The sequence below is a fragment of the Mycobacterium sp. 4858 genome, assembly GCF_900240975.1.
Lineage (GTDB): Bacteria > Actinomycetota > Actinomycetes > Mycobacteriales > Mycobacteriaceae > Mycobacterium.
Window position 1 is genome coordinate 3685760 of record NZ_LT968776.1, and the last position, 17008, is coordinate 3702767.

General features: G+C 70.8%; 10 protein-coding genes. 8 read left to right on the forward strand and 2 right to left on the reverse strand.

Annotated features, from left to right (window positions below; genetic code table 11):
- Positions 1–10 precede the first annotated feature (10 nt).
- Positions 11–625: a TetR/AcrR family transcriptional regulator gene (locus tag C1737_RS26210; RefSeq protein ID WP_067920017.1), complete on the reverse strand. Its 615-nt coding sequence runs from the start codon at positions 623–625 to the stop codon at positions 11–13.
- 74 nt (positions 626–699) lie between these two features.
- On the opposite strand from C1737_RS26210, the gene mshB reads away from it, so the two are divergent.
- The 4 genes from mshB to C1737_RS26230 all read left to right on the forward strand — a co-directional run bounded on the left by mshB (position 700) and on the right by C1737_RS26230 (position 5698).
- A complete protein-coding gene (mshB, locus tag C1737_RS26215; protein WP_102419825.1) occupies positions 700–1602 on the forward strand; it encodes an N-acetyl-1-D-myo-inositol-2-amino-2-deoxy-alpha-D-glucopyranoside deacetylase in 903 nt (300 codons plus the stop codon).
- A 93-nt stretch (positions 1603–1695) separates the two neighbouring features.
- On the forward strand, positions 1696–2157 hold the full coding sequence (locus tag C1737_RS26220; protein ID WP_067920013.1) for a hypothetical protein: 462 nt from the start codon (positions 1696–1698) through the stop codon (positions 2155–2157).
- Between the two features lie 109 nt (positions 2158–2266).
- On the forward strand, positions 2267–4894 hold the full coding sequence (locus C1737_RS26225) for a bifunctional FO biosynthesis protein CofGH (protein WP_233214824.1): 2628 nt from the start codon (positions 2267–2269) through the stop codon (positions 4892–4894).
- Between the two features lie 30 nt (positions 4895–4924).
- The gene (locus C1737_RS26230) at positions 4925–5698 is read left to right on the forward strand and encodes a maleylpyruvate isomerase N-terminal domain-containing protein (RefSeq protein ID WP_067920023.1); all 774 of its coding nucleotides are present in this window, start codon (positions 4925–4927) and stop codon (positions 5696–5698) included.
- Positions 5699–5718: 20 nt separating this feature from the next.
- On the opposite strand, the gene C1737_RS26235 is transcribed toward C1737_RS26230, so the two are convergent.
- Positions 5719–6051 carry a hemophore-related protein gene (locus tag C1737_RS26235; RefSeq protein ID WP_067920009.1) on the reverse strand — a complete coding sequence of 111 codons (333 nt, stop codon included), beginning with the start codon at positions 6049–6051 and terminating at the stop codon, positions 5719–5721.
- Positions 6052–6426: 375 nt separating this feature from the next.
- Between C1737_RS26235 and fdxA the strand changes: the two genes are divergently transcribed.
- From fdxA to pks2, 4 genes are all read left to right on the forward strand, one after another.
- Positions 6427–6753 carry a ferredoxin gene (gene fdxA, locus C1737_RS26240; protein ID WP_068096492.1) on the forward strand — a complete coding sequence of 109 codons (327 nt, stop codon included), beginning with the start codon at positions 6427–6429 and terminating at the stop codon, positions 6751–6753.
- 26 nt (positions 6754–6779) lie between these two features.
- A complete protein-coding gene (dapC, locus tag C1737_RS26245; RefSeq protein ID WP_102419827.1) occupies positions 6780–7892 on the forward strand; it encodes a succinyldiaminopimelate transaminase in 1113 nt (370 codons plus the stop codon).
- Positions 7893–8023: 131 nt separating this feature from the next.
- Complete coding sequence (locus tag C1737_RS26250) at positions 8024–10381, forward strand: APC family permease (RefSeq protein ID WP_067918573.1); 2358 nt, start codon at positions 8024–8026, stop codon at positions 10379–10381.
- Between the two features lie 291 nt (positions 10382–10672).
- Complete coding sequence (gene pks2, locus C1737_RS26255) at positions 10673–16993, forward strand: type I polyketide synthase (RefSeq protein ID WP_102419828.1); 6321 nt, start codon at positions 10673–10675, stop codon at positions 16991–16993.
- Positions 16994–17008 lie beyond the last annotated feature (15 nt).

The following is a 17008-nucleotide window of genomic DNA, read 5'->3' on the forward strand; positions in this document are numbered from 1 at the left end:
CGTCGGCCCGCTATTCGAAGGTGGCGCTCGCCCGTCGCGGCGGTATCACGGTGTCGACGATGAGCGCCAGCTCGCGGCGGTTCGGCGGCGACCCGGTCAGCAGGAAATGCTGATTGATCAGCGCCGGGCCGATGCGCGCGGTCAGCGGGGTGATCATCTCCGGATCCAGGTCGCCCTCCGCGACGGCGGCCTGCAGGATCGATTCGACGATCTGCAGGCGGGGCGCCACCACGGCGTCGGCGAAGATGGCGCGCATCTCGGGTTCGTGCAGCAGCTGGTTCACGGTCGCCATTCCGGGAAAGGCGGTCTTGCCGGCGCACACGTCGCGGTGGGCGGTGAACACCGTCAGCAGGTTCTCCCGGGCCGAACGACCCGGGCGGGCCTCGGGCAAGGGGGGCAGGGTGTGGACCAGCGCGGCGTGCACCAGCTCGCACTTGGTGGTCCAGCGCCGGTACAGGGCCGCCTTGCCGGTCTGGGCGCGCGCCGCGATGCCCTCCATCGTCAGCCCGCCGTAGCCGACTTCGGCGAGTTCGGCCAGGGTGGCCTCGTAGAGCGCCCGTTCGAGGACCTCGCCCCGTCGGCGGCTCCGGCTGCCGGCCGGGGCGGTCTGGGTGAGCTGCGGCATCCCTCGATAGTAGCCGTATGCGTTCCTATCGGCTGCGACGAGACCGCTGACCGGCCGGGGGGTACTGTGCGTCCATGCCTGAGACTCCACGGCTGCTGTTCGTCCACGCCCATCCTGACGACGAGAGCCTCAGCAACGGCGCCACCATCGCCCACTACACCGCGCGCGGGGCGGAGGTCCGCGTCGTCACCTGCACGCTCGGCGAGGAGGGCGAAATCATCGGCGATCGCTGGGCCGAACTGGCCGTCGATCGCGCGGATCAGTTGGGGGGCTACCGCATTGGCGAGCTCACCGAGGCGCTGCGCGCGCTGGGCGTGGGCGCGCCCCACTACCTAGGCGGCGCGGGGCGCTGGCGCGACTCGGGCATGCAGGGCACACCCGGGCGGCGGCGCCGGCGGTTCATCGACGCCGACGAGCAGGAGGCCGTCGGCGCGCTGGTGGCCGTCATTCGCGAGCAGCGCCCCCACGTGGTCGTGACCTACGACCCCGGTGGCGGCTACGGCCACCCCGACCACGTCCACACCCACGCCGTCACCACCGCCGCCGTGGCGGCCGCCGGCTCCGGCGACTTCCCCGGCGAGCCGTGGACCGTGCCGAAGTTCTACTGGTCGGTGTTCGCGACGCGCGCCTTCATGGCGGGCCTGCACGCCCTGGGCGACGAGGATCTGCTGCCGGAGTGGAGCATTGCGCCGGAGGAAGAGTTCGGCTTCGGGTATGCGGACGCCGACATCGACGCCGTCGTCGAACCCGCCCCTCAGGCGTGGGCGGCGAAGAGGGCGGCGCTCGCCGCGCACGCCACCCAGGTGGTCGTCGGGCCCACCGGCCGGGCCTGCGCCCTGTCGAACAACATGGCGCTGCCGATCCTGGCCGAGGAACACTACGTGCTGGCCGCCGGCACGGCGGGGGAGCGCGACGAGCGCGGCTGGGAAACAGATCTGCTTGCGGGGCTTGGTTTCACCGCGGCCGGCACGCGGTAGGCTTGCCAATCAGGCAGCCACGGAAGGATTTCGCATGGACCCCGACCTGGACCCTAATCAGCAGCATTGGCAGGACCGACTCGACAGCCTGCAGTGGGTGATCGGCTCGATACTCTCCAACATCGACAGCGTTCCGACCTGACCGCAACCGAGCCGCGCGCCGCGTCCCTCGAGGACGCCGGCGCGACCGACCCCGCGATCCGGTTCGTCGTCCTGGCGCTGCTCGCCGTCGACGGGGTCCTCTCCGCACTGGCCGGGGCCCTGTTGCTGCCTTCCTACATCGGGGCGGTCCCGTTTCCCATCAGCGGCCTGATCTCCGGCCTGGTCAACGCCGCGCTGGTGTGGGCCGCCGGGCGGTGGACCACGTCGTCGCGGCTGGCCGCGCTGCCGTTGTGGACGTGGCTGTTCACGGTGGCGGTGATCAGCATGGGCGGCCCGGCCGACGACGTCATCCTGGGGGGTCGCGGCCTGATGGCCTATGGGGCCCTGCTGCTGATCGTGCTCGGTGTCGGGCCGCCGTTCTGGGTGTTGTGGCGACGCGGCCACCGGCACTGACGTTCTCGCCGGCACGGGGGCCGGGACGTCCCCGCTCGGCGGTATGGCCCTGCCGCTACTGTTGACTGTTGCGCAGACGGGGCCCGGACGGGTCGGAAGAAAATTTCACATGTTGGGACACGCGGATGAATTTCGATCGTGGGGAAGTTACACGAAGGTGCCGCTGACTCCGGGTGAGGAGCCTACCGCTCTTCCTATTCCTGTGATTCCCCCGAAGACCAACGCGTCGGCGCTTCGGCGGGTGTTGCGCCGCGCTCGAGACGGTGTCGCGCTCAATGTCGATGAGGCGGCCGTTGCGATGACCGCGCGCGGCGAGGACCTCGCGGATCTGTGCGCCAGCGCCGCGCGGGTACGCGACGCCGGATTGGCGTCGGCGGGCCGGCGCGGCCCGGGCGGCGGGTTGCCCATCACCTATTCGCGCAAGGTGTTCGTCCCGGTCACCCACCTGTGCCGCGACACGTGTCACTACTGCACCTTCGTCACCGTGCCCGGCAAGCTGCGCGCGCAGGGGGCGGGCATGTATCTCGAGCCCGACGAGATCCTCGACATCGCCCGTCGCGGCGCCGAACTCGGTTGCAAGGAAGCGCTTTTCACACTCGGTGACCGGCCCGAGGATCGGTGGCCGGAGGCGGGAGAATGGCTCGGCGAACGGGGTTATGACTCCACGCTGTCCTACGTGCGGGCCATGGCCATCCGGGTGCTCGAAGAGACCGGACTGCTGCCGCACCTGAACCCCGGCGTGATGAGTTGGTCGGAGATGGCCCGGCTGAAGCCGGTGGCGCCGTCAATGGGCATGATGCTCGAGACGACCTCGCGGCGGCTGTTCGAAACGAAAGGTCTTGCGCACTACGGCAGTCCGGACAAAGACCCGGCGGTACGGCTGCGCACGCTCACCGACGCGGGACGGCTGTCGATTCCGTTCACCACCGGGCTGCTGGTCGGGATCGGGGAGACGCTGACCGAGCGGGCCGACACGTTGCACGCGATTCGCAAGTCGCACAAGGAGTTCGGGCACGTTCAGGAAGTGATCGTGCAGAACTTCCGGGCCAAGGAACACACCGCGATGGCCGCCGTTCCCGACGCCGGGATCGACGACTACCTGGCGACGGTGGCGGTCGCGCGGTTGGTGCTCGGTCCCGGCATGCGCATCCAGGCGCCCCCCAATCTGGTGTCCCGCGACGAGTGCCTGGCGCTGGTGGCGGCCGGGGTGGACGACTGGGGCGGGGTGTCGCCGCTGACCCCCGATCACGTCAACCCCGAGCGGCCGTGGCCCGCGCTCGACGACCTGGCCGACATCACCGCCGAGGCCGGATACGAACTCGTGCAGCGACTCACCGCCCAGCCCAGGTACGTGCAGGCGGGGGCGGCGTGGATCGACCCGCGGGTGCGGGGGCACGTGCTGGCGCTGGCCGACCCGGCGACCGGCCTGGCCCGCGACATCAATCCGGTGGGCCTGCCCTGGCAGGAGCCCGACGACGTCGCGTCCGCCGGGCGGACCGACCTCAACGCGGCGATCGACACCGAGGGCCGCGCCACCGAAGCCCGCAGCGATCTGGACAGCGCCTTCGGCGACTGGGAATCGATCCGCGCGCACGTGCACGAGCTGACCGTCCAAGGCGCCAAAGCGCCAGAACGCCTAGACACCGACGTGCTCGCCGCGCTGCGGGCCGCCGAGCGCGATCCCGCCGGCTGCACCGACGGCGAGTACCTGGCGCTGGCCACCGCGGACGGACCAGCACTGGAAGCCGTTGCCGCGCTGGCGAACTCGCTGCGCCGCGACACGGTGGGCGACGACGTGACGTTCGTGGTGAACCGCAACATCAACTTCACCAACATCTGCTACACCGGGTGCCGGTTCTGCGCGTTCGCGCAGCGCAAGGGCGACGCCGACGCGTATTCGCTGTCCACCGAAGAGGTGGCCGACCGCGCGTGGGAGGCGCACGTCGAAGGCGCCACCGAGGTGTGCATGCAGGGCGGGATCGACCCGGAGTTGCCGGTCACCGGCTACGCCGACCTGGTGCGCGCCGTCAAGGCGCGGGTGCCGTCCATGCACGTGCACGCCTTCTCTCCGATGGAGATCGCCAACGGCGTCACCAAGAGCGGGCTGAGCGTGCGCGAGTGGCTGATCAGCCTGCGCGAGGCCGGGCTGGACACCATCCCGGGCACCGCGGCCGAGATCCTGGACGACGAGGTGCGCTGGGTGCTGACCAAGGGCAAGCTGCCGACTTCGGAATGGATCGACATCGTGACCACCGCGCACGAGGTGGGCCTGCGGTCCTCGTCGACGATGATGTACGGGCACGTGGACAGCCCGCGGCACTGGGTCGCCCACCTCAACGTGCTGCGCGGGATCCAGGACCGCACCGGCGGGTTCACCGAGTTCGTGCCGTTGCCGTTCGTGCACCAGAGTTCGCCGTTGTATCTGGCCGGCGCGGCGCGCCCCGGCCCCACCCATCGAGACAACCGGGCCGTGCACGCGTTGGCGCGAATCATGTTGCACGGCCGCATATCCCAGATTCAGACCAGCTGGGTGAAGCTGGGTGTCGAGCGCACCCAGGTGATGCTCAACGGCGGCGCCAACGATCTGGGCGGCACGCTGATGGAGGAGACCATCTCGCGGATGGCCGGGTCCGAGCACGGGTCGGCCAAGACCGTCGAGGAGCTGACCGCGATCGCCGAGGGGATCGGGCGCCCGGCGCGCCAACGCACCACAACCTACGCCCCGCGGGCCGCTTAGCAGCCCGTGGCGGCGGGTATACCCGACGCCGTGAACCGACAGATCGATGACGACCGGTTCCCCGAGTGGCGGCCGTTCGTAGACGCGGTGCAGCGGCGCCGGCCCGACTCTGGCACCTGGTGTGAGGCCTGGACGGTGCGCGACATCGTCGTCCATCAGGCCGGAAACGCCGAGGAGATCGCCCGGGTGCTGGCCGCCCACCTGGACAGCGAACCCGTCGGCACCCGGGGCTTCGAGGAACGCGAGGGACCACTGCGCAACCTGAACGACGCGGACCTGTGGGACGCGCTGTTCGACCGGATGGCCACCCTGAACCGGATCGCGGAGGCGGCCGACGACGTGCCCCAGGACACCGACGTCGCATGGACGGGCCGCACCATGAAGGTGCCCTGGTTCGCCGAACACATGCGCGAAGAGCTCGTGCTGCACGGGTGGGACATCACCGGGGACCCCGATCTCCCGGCGACCTTCCAGGCCGGGCTGGCCGAGCCGTGGATGACCACCCACAGCGTCGTCGCCGTCGGCAAACCGCTGCTGGCCAAGGGAGCCAAGGGGCTTCGGCCGGGCGAGCGCATCGAGGCGCGGCTGCGGGCCCCGGACACCGACGACGTCGTGCTCGGCGCCGAAGCCGACCGCACCACCATCGAACTCGCCGCGCCCGAAGGCCCCGCCACGCTGGAAACCGACCCCGCCGCCCGCGTCCTGCTGCTCTGGGGGCGCAGGCCCGCGGACCCGTCCCGAATCTGCAGCCGCGTCGGGCCAGAAACGCTAGGCCGCCTGCGCGGCCTGCTCAGCGGTTACTGAACCGCCTCGACTCAGACGGCTCAGAAGTTGTTACAGGTGACCGCGACCTGGTTGATGTCGTCGTAGTACTTCATCGCCGACGGCATCGCCTGGATCTGCTGGGCCATCTGCTGGCGCTTCGGCGGCGGCGAGGCCAGGAAGCTGCGGATGTACGACTGCGCCATCGGCGAGCTGTTCAACTGCGCGGCGGCCGCCGGGTCGGTGGCGTTGAGCGCGGCGATCACCTGCCCGTAGTTGCACGTGGTGTTGATGATCGCGTCCGACGGATCCGCGGACGCGATTCCCGCGCCGGCGGTCAACGCGACGGCCGCACTACCGACGGCAACGGTCAATTTGGTCAACGACAGCCTCATGTGTGGACACCTTCCCCGATTAATGCACCGCTATAAAGGCGACGACATCTGCCAGCGGCTGCCGTCTGACGTCGAGATTACCAGGCGCCGCGAACATGCTTCCATCGCAATGACTATCGGCGGGCCCCGCTGGAGCGTGACTTTGTGCAGGTCAGTGGCCCGAGGCGACCGTTCGCCCTCGGCGAAACGACCCCCGGTCGCGGGGCCCGAGACTGGCAGTCTTAAATCGTCCATTTAACGGGCGTGCCAAGTGGTTGACGTGTATGTGCAACGTCTAGTATCAGTAACCGAAAGCTTTTGCCTGAGGCGGCCGGACGCGCCGGCCGCGAGCCGAAGAGCAGCCCACACTAAAAGCAGTACATGGAGGAGACGTCTGTGACCTACACGATCGCCGAGCCCTGTGTCGACATCAAAGACAAGGCGTGCATCGAGGAGTGCCCGGTCGATTGCATCTACGAGGGCGCGCGGATGCTGTACATCCACCCCGACGAGTGCGTCGACTGCGGGGCCTGCGAGCCCGTCTGCCCCGTCGAAGCGATCTACTACGAAGACGACGTGCCCGAGCAGTGGAGCCAGTACACGCAGATCAACGCCGACTTCTTCACCGAGCTGGGCTCGCCGGGAGGTGCGGCCAAGGTCGGCATGACCGAGAACGACCCGCAGGCAGTCAAGGACCTGCCGCCGCAGGGTGAGGGCGACTGAGCGGGCCGGGGCTGCATGAGCCCGCGGTGAGGCCGCGCGCCCCCCACGGGCGGGTCTCGGCGACCCTGCCCGAGTTCCCCTGGGACACCCTGGCCGACGCGAAGGCGCGGGCCGGTGCCCATCCCGACGGGATCGTCGACCTGTCGGTCGGCACCCCGGTCGACCCGGTCGCGCCGGTGATCTCCGACGCGCTCGTCGCCGCCGGGTCCGCGTCCGGGTATCCGGCCACCGCCGGCACCCCGCGGCTGCGCGAAGCGGCGGTCGCCGCGCTGGCCCGCCGCTTCGGCATCACCGGGCTGAGCGAGGCCGCCGTGCTGCCGGTGATCGGCAGCAAGGAGCTCATCGCCTGGCTGCCGACCCTGCTGGGGCTGGGGCCCGCCGACCTGATCGTGGTGCCCGAGCTGGCGTACCCCACCTATGACGTCGGGGCCCGGCTGGCCGGCGCGCCGGTGCTGCGCGCGGATTCGTTGACACAGGTGGGTCCGCGATCGCCGGCGCTGGTCTACCTGAACTCCCCGAGCAACCCGACCGGACGCGTGCTGGGCGTCGACCACCTGCGCAAAGTGGTCGGCTGGGCGCGCGAGCGGGGCAGCGTGGTGGCCTCCGACGAGTGCTACCTGGGCCTGGGCTGGGAGGCCGAACCGCTGTCGATCCTGCATCCCTCGGTCTGCGACGGCGACCATAGCGGGCTGCTCGCGATCCACTCGCTGTCGAAGAGCTCGTCGCTGGCCGGCTACCGGGCCGGATTCGTGACGGGCGACCACGAGCTGGTGGCCGAGCTGCTGGCGGTGCGCAAGCACGCCGGGATGATGGTGCCCACACCGGTGCAGGCGGCGATGGTCGCCGCGCTGGACGACGACGCCCACGAGTGGGCGCAGCGGGAACGGTACGAGCGGCGGCGGGCGGCCCTGCTGCCGGCGCTGCGCTCGGCCGGATTCACCGTCGACCATTCCGAAGCGGGCCTCTATCTGTGGGCCACCCGTGGCGAGCCGTGCGCGGACAGCGTCGCGTGGCTGGCCGACCGCGGCATCCTGGTGGCTCCCGGGCATTTCTACGGTCCGCGCGGCGCGCAGCACGTGCGCGTCGCGTTGACCGCCACCGACGAGCGGATAGCCGCCGCCGTGCGGCGGCTCGCCTAGCCGAGGCCGACCGGATGCCGCCGCCGTGCGGCGGCTCGCCTAGCCGAGGCCGACCGGATGCCGCCGCGGCGGCGGCGAACGTGCACAATGCAGCGGAGGTGTTTCGTCCGCTCAGGTTAAGGACGGTGGTGGTGACGACTTCGGCCGGCAAGCTGCGCATCCCCCTTTCGGTCGGGGACATCGTCAAGCGCGTGTTCCTGGGCAAGCCGCTGATCACCGAGGACATCGCTTCCGAGAAGTTGTCGAATCCGGTTGCCCTGGGCGCCCTTTCGCCGGACGCGGTCTCCTCAGTCGCCTACGGTCCGGAGCAGATCCTGATCGAACTGCTGCCGCACGCCGGGTTGGCCGCCTTCCTCTTGCTGCTCCCCATCACCGGTGTCATCCTGCTCATCCTGGTGCTGGTGGCCGCCTCGTACCGGCAGGTGGTGATGGCCTACACCCGGGCGGGCGGCTCCTACATCGTCGCGCGCGACAACTTCGGACCCCGGGTGGCGCAGATCGCCGCGGCGGCGCTGTTGATCGACTACGTGGTCACCGTCGCGGTCCAGTCGGCGGCCGGGACGGTTGCGGTGGTGTCGGCGGTCCCCGCGCTGGGCCCCTACAGCCTCGAATTGACCGTGGCTGTGGTGCTTGTCATCTGTTACGCGAACCTGCGCGGGTTGAAGGAGGCGGGCCTGCCGTTCGCGGTGGCGACCTACTCCTTCATCGCGATGGTCGGCCTGACGATCGTGGTCGGCGTGATTCGCGCGGCCACCGGGAACCTGCCGGTCTACGATCCCGCCCACATGGCCGGAACCGTGCCGGTCCACCAGGGCAACGGGTTGGTGCTGGGCGCCACGATCCTGGTGTTGCTGCGCGCGTTCGCCAACGGGGGTTCGTCGCTGACGGGTGTGGAGGCCATCTCCAACACGGTCGACTACTTCCGAAAGCCCCAGGGCCGCAACGCGCGACTCGTCCTGACCGCCATGGCCACCATTCTCGGCCTGCTGCTGGCCGGCGTCGCCTACCTCGCCCACGTCACGCACGCCACGCCGTACCTCACCGAGTACCCGTCGGTGCTGTCGCAGATCGGCCGCGCCGTCTTCGGCAACGGCATCCTCGGCGACGTCTTCTACATTCTGGTGCAGGCTTCGACGGCCGCGATCCTGTTCACCGGCGCGAACACCAGCTTCAACGGCTTCCCGGCGCTGGCCAGTTTCGTTGCCGAGGACCGCTTCCTGCCGCGCCAACTCACCAAACGCGGTCACCGGCTGGTCTTCTCGAACGGCATCATCACCCTGACGGCGCTGTCGGTGGTGTTGCTGGTGGTGACCGGCGGCTCGGTCAACGCGCTGGTGCCCTTCTATGCGATCGGTGTGTTCACCGGCTTCTCGATGGCCGGCTACGGGATGACCAAACACCATCTGACGCACCGCGAACCGGGATGGCGACGCCGCCTGGCGATCAACCTGTCCGCAGCGGTCCTGTCGACGATCGTGGTGGGCATCTTCGCGGTGGCGAAATTCACCGAGGGCGCGTGGCTGGTGGTCGTCGTCTTCCCGCTGCTGGTGTTCATGCTGATGCGGCTCAACCGCGAATACCGCGCCGAGGCGGCCATTCTCGAGATGTTCCGCACCGACCGCCCGGAGTTGGTGAAGTACGCGCGGCACCGGGTGTTCGTCCTCGTCGACTCCGTCGACCTGGCGGTGATCGAAGCGCTGCGGTACGGCAGGGGATTACGGGCCGACGAGCTGACCGCGGTGCACTTCATGGTCGACCCGGCCCACGCCGCCCAGCTGCGGAAGCGCTGGGATCACTTCGGGCTCGACACGCCGCTGCGGGTGGTGGACTGCCCGGACCGGCGCATCAGCCGCGCCGCGCAACTGCTGGTTGCCAAGGCGCGCGACGAACAACCGCACACCAACGTGACCGTGCTGCTGCCGCGTCGAACGTTCGCGCGGCTGCTGGGCCGGCTACTGCATGACCGCACCGCCGACAAGATCGCCCGTGCCGTGAGCCTGGTCCCGGACGCGGCGGCGACGATCGTGCCCTACGACGTCGAATCGCGCATCAAGGAGGCCTACCCGGACACCTTCGAGCAGCGGCTCGCGCAGGAGATCGACAAGCTCGAAGCCTGGGTGTCCAAGGGGGAGGACGAGAAGGTCGACTCCTACGAGCATCCCGAGCGGCCGGCGTCGGTGATCCTGGTGGCCGGGCTGATCTCGGGGCAGCGCGCCACCGTCGAAGGCCGGGTCAACCAGGTCGAAGACGTCACCGACCGCGGCCGGACCCTCCGCCAGGTCGTCGTCGGGGACAACAGCGGGGAAATGACGGTCACCTTCCGCCCCGGCCATGGGGGCGCCGACATTCAGCCCGGCCAGCTATTGCGCCTCACCGGGAAGGCCCGCCAGACCGGCAACCGCCCCATCTCGATGGTGGATCCGGTGTATTGCGTGATCGAGGACCCCGCGAAGGCCGTCGGCTCCGGCGAATCCGAAGAGGGCAGCTAAACGTAATGCTGCGCGAAGCAACGGATTAGCCGCACCGCGGGCAAATGCCCGCGCTGACGAGCGCCGTACCGCAGAGATCTTTCCCCTACCTCGCGAATTGCTCTGGAAAACAGGGGGTTTCGTCGCGTGCAGGTCGCGCCCGGGGTTCCGGGTGAAAGGGCCGGGCCGCGCACCCGATGCGGCCGGAAACGGCAATCGGGGCGGTGAGCCGGGCGTCGATGAAATTCGGGTCGGTAAGCTGGCAGCCGCACGACTGCGCAACGCCGTTGGGGGAGAACAGGGGACTGCACATTGCGTGCCGCAACCGCCGCACCCATTGCTGTCATCGGCATGGCCTGCCGGCTTCCCGGTGGGATCGATTCTCCACAACGGCTGTGGGACGCATTGTTGCGCGGCGCCGATTTCGTGGGCGAGATCCCCGCCGACCGGTGGGACGCCGACCTGTACTACGACCCCGAACCCGGGGTGCCCGGCCGCTCGGTAACCCGGTGGGGCGCCTTCCTGGATGACGTCGGTGGCTTCGACTGCGATTTCTTCGGTATGACCGAGCGGGAAGCCACCGCGATCGACCCGCAACACCGCCTACTGCTGGAGACGTCCTGGGACGCCATCGAGCACGCGGGGCTCGACCCCGCGCGGCTGTCGCACTCGCAGACCGGGGTCTTCGTCGGGCTGACGCACGGCGACTACGAGCTGTTGTCCGCCGACTGCGGTGCCGCCGAGGGGCCGTACGGATTCACCGGCACCAGCAACGCCTTCGCGTCGGGCCGCGTCGCCTACACGCTGGGTCTGCACGGCCCGGCGGTCACCGTGGACACCGCGTGCTCGTCGGGCCTGATGGCCGTCCACCAGGCGTGCGGCAGCCTGAACGGCGGTGAGAGCGACTTCGCTCTGGCCGGTGGCGTCGTCGTGACGCTGGAACCACGCAAATCCGTCTCCGGCTCCCTGCAGGGCATGCTGTCGCCGACCGGCCGCTGCCACGCCTTCGACGCCGACGCGGACGGATTCGTGTCCGGCGAGGGCTGCGCCATGCTGCTGCTCAAGCGGCTCGACGACGCGCAACGCGACGGCGATCGCATCCTGGCGGTGGTGCGCGGCACCGCCGCCAACCAGGACGGCCGCACCGTGAACATCGCGGCGCCCTCGGAAACCGCCCAGGTGGCCGTCTACCGGAAGGCCCTGGCCACCGCCGGGATCGACGCGGCGACCGTCGGCTTCGTCGAGGCGCACGGGACCGGCACCCCGGTCGGGGATCCGATCGAATACTCGAGCCTGGCCGCCGTGTACGGCACCGAGGGGCCCTGCGCGCTGGGTTCGGTGAAGACGAACTTCGGGCATCTGCAGTCGACCTCCGGGCCGTTGGGCCTGATGAAGGCGATCCTCGCGCTGCAGCACGGCATCGTCCCGCGCAACCTGCACTTCACCCGCCTGCCCGACGAGATGGCGCAGGTCAAGACCGAACTGTTCGTGCCGCAGGCCGACGCGCCCTGGCCCACCGACGGCCGGCACCCGCGCCGCGCCGCGGTGTCGTCCTACGGCATGTCGGGCACCAACGTGCACGCCGTCCTGGAAGAAGCACCGGCGCAGGCGCCGGAACGCGGCACCGCGCCGAACGGCGACGGCCCGCTGCTGTTCCCGGTGTCGGCCACGTCCGCGGAGCAACTGCGGGTCACGGCCGCCCGGATCGCGGACTGGGTGGACGAGCACGCCGGCGCGGCCGGGAGCGCCGGCCTGCGGGATCTGGGCTACACCCTGGCGCGCCGCCGCGCGCACCGGCCGGTGCGGACGGTGGTCTCGGCCGGCAGCTTCGGCGAGCTGAGCGCGGCCCTGCGCGATGTCGCCGGCAGTGACATCCCCTACGAACACGCCGTCGGGCAGGACGACCTCGGGCCGGTGTGGGTGTTCTCCGGGCAGGGGTCGCAGTGGCCGGCGATGGGTGCCGAACTGCTGGCCAGGGAGCCGGTCTTCGCCGCGACCATCGCCGAGCTGGAACCGCTGATCGCCGCGGAATCGGGGTTCTCGGTCACCGCGGCCATGTCGGCGCCCGAGGTGGTGACCGGCATCGACCGGGTACAGCCGACGATCTTCGCGATGCAGGTCGCGCTGGCCGAGACGATGAAGTCCTACGGCGTGCGCCCCGGCGCCGTCATCGGGCATTCCCTGGGTGAATCGGCGGCCGCGGTGGTCGCCGGCGGGCTGACGCTGCACGACGGGGTCCGCGTCATCTGCCGCCGCTCGAAACTGATGGCGCGGATCGCGGGTAGGGGCGCCATGGCGTCGGTGGAACTGCCCGGCCAGCAGGTGTTGTCGGAACTGTCCATTCGCGGGATCTCCGACGTCGTGCTGTCCGTGGTCGCCTCGCCGACGTCGACTGTCGTCGGCGGCGACGCGCGGGAAATCCGCGACCTGGTCGCGGCCTGGCAGGAGCAGGACATCATGGCGCGCGAGGTCGCGGTGGACGTGGCCTCGCATTCGCCGCAGGTCGAGCCGATCCTCGACGAACTCCTCGAGGCGCTCGACGGGCTCGAGCCCGTCGAACCGCAGGTTCCCTACTACTCGGCGACGCTGTGGAACCCGCGCGAACGGCCGTCGTTCACCGGCGACTATTGGGCCGAAAACCTGCGCTACACAGTGCGATTCGCGGCGGCCGTGCAGGCCGCCCTGAAGGACGGCTACCGGGTCTTCGGGGAACTGGCGCCGCATCCGCTGCTCACCCACGCCGTCGAGCAGAACGCCGGCGGCCTGGACATGCCCATCGCGGCGCTCGCCGCCATGCGCCGCGAGCAGGAGCTGCCGGCCGGGTTGCGCGGCTTCGTCGCCAACGTGCACAGCGCCGGCGCCGCGGTGGATTTCTCCGTGCAGTACCCCACCGGGCGTCTGGTGGACGCCCCGCTGCCGACCTGGACGCATCGCAGGCTGATGCTCAGCCGCGAGGCCACCGAGCAGGCGCAGGGCGCCGCCGTCCAGGCCGTCCATCCGCTGCTGGGCGCGCACGTGCACCTGCCCGAGGAACCCGAGCGCCACGTCTGGCAGGGGGACATCGGCACCGAGGCGCACCCCTGGCTCGGCGACCACCGAATCCACCACGTGGCCGCGCTGCCCGGCGCCGCCTACTGCGAGATGGCGCTGGCCGCCGCGCGCGCGGTTTTCGGCGAACGCTCCGAGGTGCGCGACGTCACGTTCGAGCAGACGCTGTTGCTGGACGACCGGACGCGGGCATTCTCGGCGGCGACGGTGGTCGCGCCCGCGGTCCTCGAGTTCACGGTGGACACCCACGACGAGGGCGAACGCGTGCGCCGGGCGGGCGCGGTCCTGCATGCCCTCGAGGAAGCGGACGGGCAGCCGGGCGCCCATGACATGGCCACCCTGATCGCCGGTCACCCGTCCGGCATGGACGGCGCCGAATTGCGAAAGGCCTTCGACGCCATCGGGATTCAATACGGCACGGCCTTCTCGGGTCTGGCCGCGGCGCTCGTGGGCGACCCGGACGCCGGCACGGTGCTCGCCGAGGTGGCCCTTCCCGGTGCGATCCGTTCGCAGCAGTCGGGCTACGCCGTTCACCCCGCCCTGCTGGACGCGTGCTTCCAGTCGGTCGTCGTGCATCCCCGGGTGCAGGAGGCGGGCGCGGGCGGCCTGCTGTTGCCGGTCGGTGTGCGCAGGTTGCGCAGCTATTCCTCGACGCGCAATGCGCAATACTGCCTCGCCCGGGTGACGTCGTCGCGCCCCGGCGAGTGCGAGGCCGACCTCGACGTGCTGGACCCGGCCGGCACCGTGCTGTGCAGGATCGAGGGACTGCGGCTGGCCGGAGGGGTCTCCGAAGAGGAGCGGTCACACCGGCTGCTCAACGAGCGGTTGCTGACCATCGAATGGGAGGCCTCGCAACTCCCGGACCCGCCCGGCGGCGAGCCGGGTTCGTGGCTGCTGCTCAGCGCCTGCGACGTGGCGGACCCGGTGACGGCCCGACTGGGCGAGGCGTTGAATTGCGATGGCGCCCAATGCACCACGGTGTCTTTGCCGCTCGGCTCGGTGGCACCCGGTCGGTTGCGCGCGCTGCTGTCCGGCGCAGGCGAGCTGCCCTCGAATGGGCACGCGCCGCTGAAGGGCCTCACCGGTGTCGTCGTGGTGACCGCGCCGGGTGCCGGCGGCACCGACGAGAGTCGTCGCGGCCGCGACTACGTTTCGCACCTGGCGGCCGCCGCCCGTGAGCTCTCCGAGCTGCCCGGCGAGGCGCCCCGGCTTTTCGTGCTGACCCGCAACGCCGCGACCGTGGCCGCCGGCGACGTGGCAAACCTCGAGCAGGCCGGGCTGCGCGGACTGCTGCGGGTGATCGATTCCGAGCATCCGCACCTCAGCGTCACCCAGATCGACATCGACGCGGCGACCGAACCCAAACACGTTGCGCTGCAGTGCAAGAGCGGATCAGAAGAGGACGAGACCGCGTGGCGCGACGGCGAGTGGTACACCGCGCGGCTGCGGCCCGGGCCGCTGCGCCCGGCCGAACGGCGCAGCACGGTCGTCGATCACGGGCGCGACGGCATGCGCCTGCAGATCCGCATCCCGGGCGACCTCGAATCGCTGGAGTTCACCGCGGTCGACCGCGTGCCGCCGGGGCCCGGGGAGATCGAGGTCGCGGTGGCCGCGTCCACGATCAACTTCGCCGACGTGCTGGTGGCCTTCGGCCGCTATCCCACCTTCGAGGGCTACCGGCAGCAGCTGGGTGGGGACTTCGCCGGTGTGGTGACCGCCGTCGGCCCGGGCGTCACCGAGCACAAGGTCGGCGACCGGGTCGGCGGGCTGTCCCGGAACGGATGCTGGGGCACCTTCGTCCTCGCCGACGCCCGGCACGCGGTCACGCTGCCGGACGGCATGCGGCTGGACGACGCGGCGGCGGTGCCGACCGCGGCGGCGACCGCGTGGTACGGCCTGCACGACCTGGCCCGCATCGCGCCTACCGACAAGGTGCTGATCCACTCCGGCACCGGGGGAGTCGGGCAGGCCGCCATCGCGATCGCCAGGGCCGCGGGTTGCGAGGTGTTCGCGACGGCGGGCAGCCCGCAGCGCCGGCAACTGCTGCACGACTTGGGGATCGAGCACGTCTACGATTCGCGCAGCACGGCGTTCGCCGACGGGATCCGCCGCGACACCGGCGGGTACGGCATCGACGTGGTGCTCAACTCGCTGCCCGGCGCCGCGCAGCGCGCGGGCATCGAGCTGCTGGCCTTCGGCGGGCGGTTCGTCGAGCTGGGCAAGCGCGACATCTACGGCGACACCCGCCTGGGGCTGTTCCCGTTCCGCCGGAACCTGTCGTTGTTCGCGGTCGATCTGGCACTGCTGACGTTCAGCCACCCCGAGACGGTCCGTCGGCTGCTGACCACCGTGTACCAACGCACGGCCGACGGCGAGCTGCCGCCGCCGCGGACGACGCACTACCCGATCCACGATGCGGCCACCGCGGTCCGCCTGGTCGCCGCCGCCGGACACACGGGCAAGGTGGTGCTCGACGTGCCGCGCGCGGGGCGCACCGTGGCGGCGGTCCCCCCGGAGCAGGTGCGGCCGTTCCGCACCGACGGCGCCTACATCGTCACCGGCGGCCTGGGCGGCCTGGGCCTGTTCCTGGCCGCCGAGATGGCCGCCGGCGGCGCCGGGCGCATCGTGCTCAATTCGCGCTCGGCAGCCGACGAGCGCGCGCGCCAAGCCATCGAGCGGCTGCGCGCCGGCGGGGCCGACATCGTGGTGGAGTGCGGCGACATCGCCGAGCCGGGCACGGCCGAACGCCTGGTCACGTCCGCGGGTGCGACCGGGCTGCCGGTACGCGGGGTGCTGCACGCGGCCGCGGTCGTGGAGGACGCGACGTTGACCAACGTCACCGACGAACTGATCGACCGGTGCTGGGCGCCAAAGGTTTACGGTGCCCGGCACCTGCAGCTGGCCTTGCAGGAAGGGCAAGCCCGCGAGCCACTGGACTGGTTCTGCGCGTTCTCCTCGGCCGCCGCCCTGGTCGGCTCCCCGGGCCAGGGCGCCTATGCGGCGGCCAACAGCTGGCTGGACGCGTTCGCGCACTGGCGCCGCGCCCAGGGCCTGCCGGGCACCACCATCGCGTGGGGCGCGTGGTCCGAGGTCGGGCGCGCCACGGCCCTGGCGGAAGACGCCGGCATCGCGATCACCCCGGCCGAGGGCTACCGCGCGTTCGAAACCCTGCTGCGCTACGACCGGCCCTACTCGGGCTACGCGCCGATCATGGGGACGCCGTGGCTGACGTCGTTCGCGCAGCGCAGCCGCTTCGCCGAGGAGTTCGGATCGGTGGCCCAGGGCAGACCGGACACGGGCAAATTCCTGGCCGAACTCAAGGCGCTGCCCCGCGAGGAGTGGCCCTCCGCCATCCGTCGGCTGGTCTCCGGCCAGATCAGCCTGTTGCTGCGGCGCACGATCGATCCCGACCGCCCGCTGTCCGATTACGGCCTGGACTCGCTCGGCAACCTGGAGCTGCGAACCCGGATCGAAACCGAAACGGGTGTGCGCGTCAGCCCCACCAAGATCACGACGGTGCGTGACTTGGCCGAGCACTTGTGCGACGAGTTGGCCGCTGCCGAGACCGCGTCGTCGGCGTCCTGACCCAAGCGGCCGGCC

What these genes read in the sequence shown, in the direction of transcription:
- C1737_RS26210 (WP_067920017.1), bottom strand. Translation starts at nt 625, where the DNA reads ATGCCGCAGCTCACCCAGACCGCCCCGGCCGGCAGCCGGAGCCGCCGA.
- mshB (WP_102419825.1), top strand. Translation starts at nt 700, where the DNA reads ATGCCTGAGACTCCACGGCTGCTGTTCGTCCACGCCCATCCTGACGAC.
- C1737_RS26225 (WP_233214824.1), top strand. Translation starts at nt 2,267, where the DNA reads ATGTTGGGACACGCGGATGAATTTCGATCGTGGGGAAGTTACACGAAG.
- C1737_RS26235 (WP_067920009.1), bottom strand. Translation starts at nt 6,051, where the DNA reads ATGAGGCTGTCGTTGACCAAATTGACCGTTGCCGTCGGTAGTGCGGCC.